This is a genomic window from Pedobacter sp. CAN_A7 (assembly GCF_015752175.1).
GTDB lineage: Bacteria > Bacteroidota > Bacteroidia > Sphingobacteriales > Sphingobacteriaceae > Pedobacter.
This window is the reverse complement of record NZ_JADOUW010000001.1, coordinates 1276679-1289057: the sequence shown is the minus strand read 5'-3', so window position 1 is coordinate 1289057 and position 12379 is coordinate 1276679. Positions and strand designations below refer to the sequence as shown.

Annotated in this window: 12 protein-coding genes; 8 read left to right on the top strand and 4 right to left on the bottom strand. The window is 41.0% G+C overall.

What is annotated here, in order from left to right; translation table 11 throughout:
* Positions 1-16 precede the first annotated feature (16 nt).
* Entirely contained in the window at positions 17-547 is a 531-nt protein-coding gene (locus IWX76_RS05765; protein ID WP_334641297.1) for a DUF5362 family protein, read from the top strand.
* 69 nt (positions 548-616) lie between these two features.
* On the opposite strand, the gene IWX76_RS05760 is transcribed toward IWX76_RS05765, so the two are convergent.
* On the bottom strand, positions 617-1312 hold the full coding sequence (locus IWX76_RS05760) for an SRPBCC family protein (protein ID WP_196858900.1): 696 nt from the start codon (positions 1310-1312) through the stop codon (positions 617-619).
* Positions 1302-1556, bottom strand: coding sequence for a hypothetical protein (locus tag IWX76_RS05755; protein WP_196858899.1), 255 nt, complete (start codon positions 1554-1556; stop codon positions 1302-1304). The genes IWX76_RS05760 and IWX76_RS05755 overlap by 11 nt, the downstream gene beginning before the upstream one ends.
* 190 nt (positions 1557-1746) lie before the next feature.
* Here IWX76_RS05755 and IWX76_RS05750 point away from each other — a divergent pair, with 190 nt between their 5' ends.
* A complete protein-coding gene (locus IWX76_RS05750) occupies positions 1747-2193 on the top strand; it encodes a KTSC domain-containing protein (protein WP_196858898.1) in 447 nt (148 codons plus the stop codon).
* 38 nt (positions 2194-2231) lie between these two features.
* On the opposite strand, the gene IWX76_RS05745 is transcribed toward IWX76_RS05750, so the two are convergent.
* Complete coding sequence (locus IWX76_RS05745; RefSeq protein ID WP_196858897.1) at positions 2232-3188, bottom strand: YihY/virulence factor BrkB family protein; 957 nt, start codon at positions 3186-3188, stop codon at positions 2232-2234.
* Positions 3189-3317: 129 nt separating this feature from the next.
* Between IWX76_RS05745 and IWX76_RS05740 the strand changes: the two genes are divergently transcribed.
* The 6 genes from IWX76_RS05740 (at position 3318) to IWX76_RS05715 (ending at position 9589) form a co-directional block, all read left to right on the top strand.
* Positions 3318-3752: a DoxX family protein gene (locus IWX76_RS05740; protein ID WP_196858896.1), complete on the top strand. Its 435-nt coding sequence runs from the start codon at positions 3318-3320 to the stop codon at positions 3750-3752.
* A 62-nt stretch (positions 3753-3814) separates the two neighbouring features.
* Positions 3815-3979: a hypothetical protein gene (locus IWX76_RS05735; RefSeq protein WP_196858895.1), complete on the top strand. Its 165-nt coding sequence runs from the start codon at positions 3815-3817 to the stop codon at positions 3977-3979.
* Between the two features lie 28 nt (positions 3980-4007).
* Positions 4008-4607 carry a hypothetical protein gene (locus IWX76_RS05730; RefSeq protein ID WP_196858894.1) on the top strand — a complete coding sequence of 200 codons (600 nt, stop codon included), beginning with the start codon at positions 4008-4010 and terminating at the stop codon, positions 4605-4607.
* Between the two features lie 143 nt (positions 4608-4750).
* Positions 4751-7117 (top strand): PIG-L family deacetylase, encoded by a 2367-nt coding sequence (locus tag IWX76_RS05725; protein WP_334641295.1) that lies wholly within the window; start codon positions 4751-4753, stop codon positions 7115-7117.
* 98 nt (positions 7118-7215) lie between these two features.
* Positions 7216-8925, top strand: coding sequence for a sodium:solute symporter (locus IWX76_RS05720; protein WP_196858892.1), 1710 nt, complete (start codon positions 7216-7218; stop codon positions 8923-8925).
* Positions 8926-8980: 55 nt separating this feature from the next.
* Complete coding sequence (locus IWX76_RS05715) at positions 8981-9589, top strand: DUF4142 domain-containing protein (protein WP_196858891.1); 609 nt, start codon at positions 8981-8983, stop codon at positions 9587-9589.
* A 73-nt stretch (positions 9590-9662) separates the two neighbouring features.
* On the opposite strand, the gene IWX76_RS05710 is transcribed toward IWX76_RS05715, so the two are convergent.
* The gene (locus tag IWX76_RS05710; protein ID WP_196858890.1) at positions 9663-12320 is read right to left on the bottom strand and encodes a PAS domain S-box protein; all 2658 of its coding nucleotides are present in this window, start codon (positions 12318-12320) and stop codon (positions 9663-9665) included.
* Positions 12321-12379: the final 59 nt, after the last annotated feature.

The following is a 12379-nucleotide window of genomic DNA, read 5'->3' as shown; positions in this document are numbered from 1 at the left end:
CGTGTAAATATTCTTTATGTTTAAAAACACAAAATTAGATCAAACGTCACTACGAATGGACAATATCGAAGAAACAAAACAGGAGCTATCAGCAGAACTTCCTCAGCAACCTTTAATCATTACTGAAGACATCAGGAGTTACCTGTACGATACCGCCAAATGGACTAAATTCCTGTCTATCGTCGGCTTCGTCATCACTGCAATTGTAGCCATGATGGGCTTTGGCGCCGGGGCTTTTGTGTCTGTACTGGCCAAAATGAGTCCGGGCAATCCCCTTGCCGCAATGGGGTCGGGCTTTTTAACCGTCTATTTTTTAGTTATTGCGCTTTTATATTTTTACCCAAGTTTGTTGCTGTTTAAACATGCTAATGCAGCAAATAAGGCAATATTATATGGCGAGCAGGAAAGTCTGGCCGAGGCGATGAACAATTTAAAATCCTTCTTTAAATTTTGGGGCATCCTGATGATTGTACTAATTTCCTTTTACATTCTCACCCTAATTCTCGTTATTGTTGCCGGTCTGGGTACCGCTGTAGGCGCTGGATAAAAAATATCATTTACAAAAAAAGCCAGGATGAATGTCCTGGCTTATTCTATTATATAAGTATTTTACGAATTATACAAAAACCGGAGTTTTATGCTCAATGGTATATTTAAAATTCCTGATTTCTTTCTGCAGCAAGTGTTCAAAATAAGGGTTGATTAATTTAGATAAGCCTACACCAATGCCACCAATGATGGGGCGGTAAGACAACACAACCTTTAATAAAGTGCCACGTCCATCCAGTGTTTCTTCAAATTCAACCTTACCAACATGTTGTACCAGGGGTGCATTTATGGAACGCCAGCCTATTAAATGGCCAGGCTCATCCTTAACAATTTCTGCATCCCATTTCAGGGCTAAAAATTTACCCAGTGCCGCAGTTTTCCAGGTAGAGTGGTGCTCATCCACTACATCTACGTCCAATAAGTTATTTACTGTTCCTGGCAGATTTTTTAAGTTCCGCCAGTAAGCATACACTTCTGCCGGTGGCAGATCAATCTCAAATTCACCCCTGATGTTAACGGCTTGAGGCCTTTTCCCATCAATACCCAGGTAATCATAAAACATGCATTTACCCGTCATGCCTCGGTAGGCCAGGTAGGCCCCATAGAGGAATCGGCCTTTTAGCGGATTTTTTAAAGTAGAACCAATTAAAATGCCTCCCAATAGTAGGGATGCCATACGTTCATTAAGCCCCATATTTTCATAATGGTGCTTTTCGATCTCATAATTTCCCGACCGGGGCTTAAGCTTATTCTCAGTCTTCATACGTTTCCTTTTTTAGTACAGCGCCCAGCGCCTCCACCTGTTGGGGAGATAGCTTGCCCCAGATTTGTTCCCATTGCCCTTTTTCGTTTGTTCTCAGTTGGGTAACTGTTTTTCCTTCCTGCAAACAGCTGTAATAGGATACACCATCGCTGGTTTCTTCAGGTTTTACCTGGAAAGATTGCGAATGACCATCGAAGTCTACTTCGATAGTAAATTCTGGGTTTTGTGATTCAAATTCAGTCATCTTAAGGAGTTGTTTGAGATTAAAACAGTTAAAGGAGCGGAGTGTTTTAAGTCGCCTTAAAAAGATACTGCTTTACATGATGAGGGCAGCCTAACGCAAGTGTGTTAAAACATCAATTAATCAACACGTTATAAATATTTTAAACATCATACAAATACCAATAAAATTGGCGTATCTTTGCGCAAATTTTATGAAGAAAATAGTAGATTACAGAAAATTGTTAGGTGTACAAAAGGATGCCGAGCTTAAAGAATTAAAGACCATTTACAGGAATTTAATGAAAGACTGTCACCCTGATAAGTTCAACGATAATGAAGAAGCTAAAATAGAAGCTGAACATAAAAGTAAGGATATCATTGAGGCTTACCACTTTTTAGTGAGTATTGCTCCAGAGACCTTAGCCTTATCAAAAGAAGAATATGACCAAACTACAGGATCTTGCGGTATCGCAGATTTTACCTGGGAAAAAACAGTTTTAAAAGTTCATTTCCTTGATGGTAGCGGTTACGAATATTTTGAAGTACCACGTGCAGTTTATGTTAAATTAGTAAACGCAGATTCACCTGGTCGCTTTGCGCGCAGACACATTTTTAGCGTATTCCCTTACAGGAACATTGTTAAAATGGAAACCGCTTAAGCAACCGATACGATATATTTTTTTTTGCCTACTGTTGTTTATTTCTTTACTTCAGTAGGCTTTTTTGCGTTTTCTTGTATCGAATCATCTCCGGTTTCTATTTCTACTTCGCGGGTGGTTACAGCATATGCATTAGGGTGAATTTTAGTTCCATACTTAACTGCATAAGCTTTAGTGAACTCTGCTCCAAAATAAAGAATGATCGATGAGTAATAAGTCCACAGCAATAAAATAACTAAAGACCCCGCAGCACCATATGTACTACCTACATTACTGCTACTGATATAGAAAGATATACCAAATTTTCCAATCATAAACAACACCGCGGTGACCATGGATCCGAGAATTACATCACGCCATTTAATCTCCGCATCGGGTAATACCTTGAAAATAACACCGAAAATAGAAGATATCACCAGCAGTGTAACAATTTGATTGACAACATATACCAATACTACGGAGACGTCTTTGAAACTGGCTGCAAAACTATTGCTGAAGCCGTCAATGATGGCCGTGACGCCAAGGGAAACCAACAGCAGGAAACCTAAACTGATAATAACCGAGAACGACAATAACCTATTTTGTATCAATTTTAACCATCCTTTTTTTGGCTTTGGCTTTAAGCCCCAAATGGTGTTGATGGAATCCTGAATCTCAGCAAATACAGTCGTGGCACCTACCAACAAGGTAATACCACCTATAATAATGGCCATCAAACTCTTATCGCTTATAGCAGCCTTTTTAATCATGTCTTGTAGCTGAATCGCTGTGTCCGAACCTAAAAATCCTTCCAGTTGCTGATAAATTTGTCCCTCTATAGCTTCTCTGCCCAGAAAAAAACCACATATCGCAATAATGACGATCAGCAATGGTCCCATTGAGAAAACAGTATAATAAGCTAATGACGCACTCAGTTTAGTTACTTTATGATCAGAAAAGCCGCCAAAAGCATCTTTTAATACTTCCCAGGCACCTTTAAAAGTAATTTTTTTCATAATATAGGTTTTAATTTAGCGTATATTTAAGAGCAAAGCTTGAAGCAAACTAGTTGCCAAAGTATTTTTCTTAATTAAGGATTAATAAAAAATAATATATTTACGTCAGTCTCTTAACCATAAAAAAGGATGAAAAGAATATTTAATACAAATTATAACCACCAAAGTTTAGATTTTGGACTGTTAATTTTACGTGTAGGTTTTGCAGCAATCATGTTAACCCATGGTTGGGGTAAGTTGAATGTTGTATTAAGTGGTGGAGAAATACAATTTGGTGATCCTATTGGCCTTGGAATGGCAACGTCTTTTTACCTGGCTATTTTTGCGGAATTTTTCTGTGCCGTTCTGGTTATTTTGGGACTGTTTACACGCCTGGCGCTCATTCCACTTATTATAACCATGGTGGTGGCTTGTTTCGTTGTTCATGGTTCAGATCCCTTTTCTAAGCAGGAACCAAGCTTAATGTTCTTAGTTGCCTTTGTATTTCTATTGTTTTCTGGTCCGGGGAGATTTAGCATCGATAGTATTATTGCACATAAGACCAATAAACGCAGAACTTTTTAATAAACTTTATGTTCAGTTTATCTGGGGTTCATCCCGAAACTATAGTTTAGCACAAAAAAGTTATGATGGAGGAAGTTGATTTTAAAATTGTTATTGGTGTAGTTTTCGTACTGCTGGCCATTTGGCTCATCATCAGGCGTCAGAATCATAAGGATAAAGAAGATCTGGAAGACCACATTAAAAAAACAGACCTGAAGACTGATAAACATGATAACCCTCATGTATAGAATTTAATATTTCGTCGTTATAGCTGATATGAACAAACTTCTTTCGATTTGCCTGCTAGCGGTAACGCTATGGAGTTGCGGAATCAACAAACAAACACAACAGATCAAAGCGCTTGAAAAGTGTACTTATAAAATAGCTTCGGCAGATCAGATTACCATAGCAGGAACAGATGTTAAAAGCATACTCGAAAAAGAAAATATTAACCTGGGTAGTTTACCTGGCTTAGCTTTAGGTTTCTTAAGAAAAGATATCCCCATGCGGGCTAAATTGAACCTGGAGATTACTAATCCAACAGGTGACCTCGCTTCCATAAATGAGTTTGAATATAAAATTCTGATCAACCAGGCAGAGATTGCTACCGGATTTGTGAACCAGCAGGTTATGGTAAAACCCGGACAAACCACCATTGTACCCGTTGATATCAATGCCAATGTTTTTCCTTTTTTAAGCAATAGTAAGGTGATGGACGAAGTAGCCCGTTTCTTTAAAGCCAGCCAGGGCGGCGCTGAACAAAAAGGAATTGTTACGCTAAAAATCAAACCTAGTTTCATGGTTGGAAACAGCCTTGTTAAATATCCTGGTTTTATTACCATTGATAAAGAGGTGAGCAGCAAGATCCTCTTGTAAAATCTTTATAGCAGCTCTTGGCCCTGTCTGATTTTTAATTAAATTGGGAACATCAATTATATACGATGATTTTCAGGTTCTTCCAAGTTTTTTTACTTCTTTCAATTGCCTCCTTTCGCCTTGTTGCGCAAGAGGCTGTGTCCATGGACGCTGCATCAATCAAACAGGGCTTGGAAGCCCTAAATGTTAGCGGTAGTGTTTTGTACCTGGCGGCCCACCCTGATGATGAAAACACCCGCTTACTGGCCTACCTGGCTAAAGAAAAAAAAGTAAGAACAGGTTATCTATCATTAACCAGAGGTGATGGCGGACAAAATTTAATTGGTACTGAACAGGCTGATTTTTTAGGTCTTTTACGTACACAAGAGCTTCTAGCCGCCCGTAGCATTGACGGGGCCGAACAATTCTTTACCCGGGCTAATGACTTTGGTTTTTCTACCAACCCCGAAGAAAGTTTCAAGATCTGGGATAAACAAAAAATATTAAGTGACGTGGTCTGGGTGATCCGTAAATTCCAGCCCGATGTAATCATTACGCGTTTTCCGCCCGATTCCAGGGCCGGTCATGGGCACCATACGGCATCTGCCATGTTAGCACAGGAAGCTTTTAAAGCAGCTGCAGACCCACGTCAGTTTCCAGAACAGCTCAAGCTGGTTAAACCCTGGCAGGTAACACGTGTGGTTTGGAATACTTTTAATTTTGGCGGCAACAATACCACTTCCGAAGACCAATTAAAGATAGATGTGGGCGGCTACAATGTATTATTGGGTAAAAGTTATGGCGAACTTGCCGCTGCCAGTCGCTCAAAACATCGTAGTCAGGGTTTCGGTGCTGCGGCACAACGGGGTTCGGCCTTCGAATACTTTTATCCGCTAGCGGGTAAACCTGCACAATCCGACTTGTTTGAAGGCATAAACCTAAGCCTGAATCGCAATGCCGACATGGCAAAGGTGCAGCAACTGCTAAACCAGATCAACAAGGAATACCAGGTGGCCAATCCCGCGGCCTCCCTGCCAATGCTTCTTACCTTAAGGAAAACCACAAAATCACTCCCTTTCAAACATGAATTGTTAGATGAACTTATCCTGGCCTGTGCCGGTATTTGGATGGAAGCCAACGTGAGCGCACCTGAATATTCCGTAACGGCGTCTATCCCGATGCAAGTGCAAGCCATTAACCGAGCAACCATCATTATGCCCGTTCGCCTGCGTTTTAGCAGCGGTGGCACTAGTCAGGAGCTAAGTTTAAAGCACAATGAAATGCAGTCGATTAAGGTAAACCTTCCACCTTCCACACTGAAAACCTCACAGCCTTATTGGTTAATACAACCACATCCCCTTGGAAATTATATTGTCGATTCTTTGGCATTGCGCGGCCTACCAGAGAATCCTGATCCTGATGTATTCCAGGTGTCAGTACTTTTTGGCAAAGAGGAAATTAAGATTCAACGACCACTTATTTATAAATTTACAGACCCTGCCCGTGGCGAAATATACCAGCCACTGGTTGTTGCACCCCCTGTGACCGCAAACTTGTCGGAAGCAGCGGCTTTATTTACCGGAACAGAAGCTAAAACCTTCAGCGTTCGTTTACGCAGTTTTAAAGATAATGTTACGGGTGTGTTAAAGCCTGTAGTTCCTGCAGGATGGGCAGTTACGCCAGCTCAGGTTGACTTTAGTTTCGCTAAAAAAGGGGCAGAAAAAACCATAACACTTTCTGTTCAGCCTGCTGGTTCGCAACATACGGGTGTGATGTCGTTAAATGTGATGGTGGAGGGTGAAACTTATCACCAGGGTCTGGAAAGGATCAATTTTGAACATATTCCTTTACAAACGGTTTTTCCGGTAGCAGAGATGAAACTGGCACAAACCGATTTAAAGATCTTGCATAAACGTATCGGTTATGTAGCAGGCGCAGGCGATTTGTTGCCACAAGCCTTAACTCAGGTAGGCTATGAGGTAACCATGTTAAGCGATAATGAGGTTTTGTATAGTGATTTATCACGTTTTGATGCCATTGTTACTGGTGTGCGTCTTTACAATGTGAACAACCGGATAAGTGCCATGCAGCCTCGCCTCCTAAAATATGTAGAAATGGGCGGTACCCTACTTGTACAATACAATGTGAACAACCCACTAAAAATAGAAAATTTAGGTCCTTATCCTTTTGAGCTAAGCCGTAACCGGGTAACAAATGAGCAATCACCAGTTAGTTTTTTAGTGCCTGAACATCAGGTTTTAAATTATCCGAATAAAATTACCGCTAAGGATTTCGATGGTTGGGTGCAGGAGCGAGGTCTTTATTTTTCTGCGTCAACCGATACCAAGTATACCGCTATTTTAGCCATGAATGACCCTGGGCAGGCGCCACAACAGGGTTCGCTTATTGTTGCGCCTTATGGAAAAGGAAAATATGTCTATACCGGTTTGTCATTTTTTAGGGAGCTGCCAGCAGGGGTTCCCGGAGCTTTCCGCTTGTTTGTAAACCTGCTTGCTAAACGGGAAAACTAGATGGAAAAAGAAAGAAACTGGAATAGAATTTACTGGCTGCTCATCCTTTGGCTAGGCCTGATCATATTAATGTTGTACTTCTTTACCCGATATTTTTCATGAGTAATCTGGATTGGGCGGTATTAGTTTGTACACTATTATTCATCGTGGTTTACGGTATTTACCGGAGTCGCGGCACTGAAAATATTCAGGGTTATCTGTTAGGGAACCAGTCCATGCCCTGGTATAGTGTATGCCTGTCGGTGATGGCTACCCAAGCCAGTGCAATTACCTTTTTATCTGCCCCTGGATTAGGTTATTCTTCGGGAATGAGCTTCGTTCAATTTTACCTCGGTTTGCCACTGGCCATGATTGTCCTCTGCGTAACCTTTGTGCCTATTTTTCATCGCCTAAAGGTGTATACGGCCTATGAATACCTTGAACAGCGCTTTGATTTAAACACCCGGGCATTAACAGCCTTTCTATTTTTAATCCAACGGGGCTTATCCACGGGGATTACCATTTATGCGCCATCTATTATCTTATCCATCATCCTGAATATCAATCCTACGTTTACCACTATTTTTATAGGAAGTATTGTGGTGCTATATACTGTTTACGGGGGCACCAGGGCAGTTTCTTATACACAAATGCTGCAAATGGCAATTATTTTCTCCGGTCTATTTGCTGCTGGGGTTATTGTCGTGCAGCTGTTGCCTTCCAGTGTTGGGTTTGGTAAAGCCATAAGTATTGCGGGTAAAATGGGACGTACAGAGGCCATCAACTTCAATTTCGACTGGGACAACCCTTACACTTTATGGAGCGGTTTAATCGGTGGTTTTTTTCTTCAATTATCGTATTTCGGTACCGACCAGAGTCAGGTAGGGCGTTACCTTACCGGCTCGTCGGTAGGGCAGAGCCGTATGGGTTTATTGATGAATGGTATAGTTAAAATACCCATGCAATTTTTAATTCTGTTGATTGGCGTACTGGTTTTTACTTTTTACCAATACACTAAACCACCGGTCTTTTTTAACCGCTTTGAATTAAATAAACTAGAAAATAGTGCATATGCACCTCAGCTAAATTCTATTAAGGCGGAGCACCAACAAGCGTTCCAGGCCAAGCAGCAAGAGCTGGATAAGCTAGGACTGGCGATAGACCAGGGCGACGAGCAACGTATTGATGCCCAACGAACCCTGCTGCTTGCTGCGGATGTGAAAGAGAAGGAAGTGCGTAAAAAAACTACGGATCTCATGTTGAAGAATGATGCCAATGCAGACATTAACGACAACAATTACATCTTTCTGAGCTTCGTTACCGAATACCTGCCAAAAGGCCTGATTGGCTTGTTAATCGCCATTATCTTCCTGGCCTCTATGGGTTCTACCGCCAGCGCCTTAAATTCTCTCGCTTCAACGAGCGTCATAGATATCTATAAACGACTGATTAAAAAAGACGGTTCTGATAAGCAATACCTGAAAGCGTCGCGCTGGCTTACCTTTTTCTGGGGCTTTGTCTGTATCCTGATGGCGCTATATGCCAGTAAAATTGGCAACCTGATTGAAGCCGTCAATGTGTTGGGCTCTTATATCTACGGCACTATTCTAGGGGTGTTTTTAGTCGCCTTTTACTTAAAAAAGGTAAATGGACGGGCGGTGTTTATTGCGGCCATCATGGCCGAAATTACCGTCTGTATTTGTGGATACCTGCAGGTAGTAGCTTACCTCTGGCTCAATGTAATAGGTTGTTTATTAGTGATCTTCTTGTCGCTGCTGATGCAGGCCCTGTTAAAAAAGCCGGATCATCTTCCTGAAAAAAGCTTGTAAACTATTTCTGATCATCGCTGTTTTAACAGGGAGTTTAACCTGAAAAACAGAACCTATGAAAAAGATGAGTTTAGCTTTATTGACGTTCGCTTTGTGTGCTGCCCAGGCATGCCAGAGTCCGGAGAATAGATCGGCGGATGCCCATGAGTCGGATTCCATGAATGTAAACGCCAATGACAACGACAAAAAAGCAGGGACAGAGAACCATCCCGGTAACATTACCAATAAATCTAATGCCGACGATGATAGTGCAGCATTCATGAAAGATGCAGGGGCATCCGGTATGCTAGAAGTGGTTTTCGCTGAACTGGCCACTAAAAAAGCTAGTAGTACAAAAGTAAAGGCCTTCGCTGCACAAATGATAAAAGATCATAGTCAGGCCAATAAAGAGTTAGCTGCCATTGCAGAAAAAGCAGGAATATTACTGCCTACAGAATTGCTGCCAGAACAGAAAAAACAGTATGATCGCCTGGTCACTTTAACCGGGGCTGCATTTGATAAAGAATATATGCAAATGATGGTCGATGGACACCAAAAAACGGTTGAACTTTTTAAAAACGGTCAGGATTTAAATAAACAAGACGTGGTTAGCTTTGCTAAAAAAACAATGCCTGTAATTGTGCATCATCATACAGAGGCAAAAACTATACATGCTGGTTTATAACCAAATATTCATTAAACCAGTGCGGTAACTTCTCCTGGTAACAGGTTGTATGCGTACTGGTTTAACATATTTTTCAGACTTTATAAATGGGCAAGGAAAAATAAAAGCAGGAACCTTTATTTTCTTCGCTGTTTACCCAGATCCGGCCACCGCTACGTTCAATGATCTCCGCTGAAATGTACAATCCTAATCCCACACCGGGGAAAGTATGTTGCTTTTCAGCGCTTACGCGGTAAAACTGTTCAAACACTTTAAATTGATTTGATTTGGAAATGCCAACGCCGAAATCTTGTATACTTACCACAATTTCCTGATCAACCTGCTCACAACGAATGATGACCTGGTCTCCTTCAGGTGAGTATTTTATGGCGTTTGTAATCAGGTTGATTACCACCTGTTCAATCCTATCTTTGTCAGCAAATACAGTACCTGTAGCCTTATATACTTCGATCAGGTGGTGTTTACTGCTCGTTCGCTGTAGGTCTTCAACCAATTCTGTTAACATGGGCTGTATTTCAAATTCCTGACTATTATATTGCAATTTGCCCGAATTGATTTTTGTTACATCCAGCAGGTCGTTTATTAAACTGGTAAGGCGGTTCAGCTGTGCATCCATTTTGTGCATCATACTTACTTCTATATCCAGCCCTTTTTTATTGAGTACACGTGCTAATACTTGAGTATATCCTTTTAAACTGGTTACAGGCGTTTTTAACTCGTGACTGGCAATGCCGATGAAATTGTCTTTCTGGTTTTGTAAATCTTTATGTTCCGTAATATCTGTACAAGAGCCAATAAAACCTGTAAAAACACCATGTTCTCTGTATTGGGGGTCACCAATTGCCACGCACCACCGCAGTTTTCCATTGGCGTCTTGAATTCTAAATTCTACTTCAAATTTTATTCGCTCCCGGATAGAGGTGTCGAAGCGGGATTTAAACAGTTGTTGGTCTTGCTCATGGATGGGATCGATCCATCCATTGCACATGTTATCTTCGAAAGTATTGTCGCACCAGTCTGTCCACGTTTCATTAACATAAATGATGCGTCCTTCTTCATCCGACATCCATAAAGCGGTAGGAGAAGCAGAGGTAATATTTCTTAAAAGTTCTTCACTGTCGGCCAGTGCTTGTTTCGCCATCAATTCAGGCCTTAGATCCCGCATTACAATACCCACACCAATAGGTTTTGTCATAGAACCATCGTTAATGCGAATGCAAGTGGTAGATACGGGGAAAACTTCACCCGTGGCATTATGGATAACTTTCATATTCCCCGTCCACATGCCCCTGCGTAATACCGCAGGTAGCACCTCGCGTTGAATCAGCTCATAGTCTTCCCGACTGTAAAATTCAGAAATAGGCGTATTGATAGCTTGTGTTAAAGAAGAAAATCCTAACATTTTGATTCCTGCGGCATTAATATATGAATTTGAACCGTCCAAGTTTAGGATAGACATTAAGTCTACCCCATTTTCTACCAGGGTTATCAATTTCATTTGTTGTTCTTTATCACTTTTTTGGGCCGTAATGTCTAGTAAGGTTCCTAAAATACGGATGGGATTTTCCTTTTTATCGTAAATGACTTTTCCTTCCACACGAGCCCAATGTATAGATTTATCCTTCCAAAGTATCCTGGCTTCATAATTCATTCTGCCATTTTCGATAGCTGATTCATGTGCTTTTTTTCTGGTCATCACATCCTCAGGGTGGAGTACCTTGTTATACTCTTCACCGCTTACCGGTTCATCAAAACCAAAAATGTCTGCAAAACGCTGAGAGGTAATGAGCGCACCGCTTAGTATATTGAGGTCAAAAATACCCATGTCTACTACGTCGGCGGCAAGTCTTGCACGCTCTTCAGCTTCCTCCAGCTTATGCATAAACCTAACCTGCTCAGTAACTTCAGAGGCTACAGCAATTACGCCGGTAATAGCGTTATCCTCGTCATAAAAAGGGTGATAGGCAAAGTCTACGTAAACTTTCTCCAGTATTCCATTTCTGATCAATGGTAATTCGACGTTTTTGCCTTCATAACGCTCTCCCGTTTTACGTACACGGTCAAGCGCTTCTTCAAAGCCTATTCCTTTTGCTTGTGCTAACACATCAAAAATAGGTTTACCATGTAACTCCTCAGTCGTTTTTCCATAGATAGCACTGAGGACAGGGTTAACCATGTCTACAATAAAATCAGGCCCAATAAAGATGCCTATACCTACAGGCGCTTGCATAAATACCGAATACAATTGTTTTCTTTGTTTTTTTAAGGCATCTATACCTGCTCTAGCCTTTATTTCCAGATAATGGTGTGCGGTAACATCTTGTGGAGAATGAATAATATAGGCCACATTTCCTGCTTCGTCTAAAATCGGAGTATGTGTTGTTGTCCAATACCGCTCCTCAAATTCATTAGTGCCTGATATGGGAATATCATAGCGATATTTATATAAAGTGTGTGCTTTTTTAGTTTTGATCGCCTCTTCAAAAGAAAAAATTGTTCTCTCAATATTTTTAGAGATGTGATCAGTCGGGTTTTGTGGAAATACGGTGAAAACCGGCTGGCCAATCAAAGCTTCACGGGTGCTATTGGTAGACGCCAGGTAAGCATCGTTTACATCCATAATGGTGTAATGTGGAGCATTAGCGCATAAAATTAATTTTGCTACGTTGCTTTTGTAAAAAATGGCTTTGTATCCTTCTTCCGGAATATTCATTCTATCGTTTTGTATCATGCAAACTGCAGGTATTAAGCTAAAATAGCGTTTTATTTACTTTTTCGCGTATTATTGCA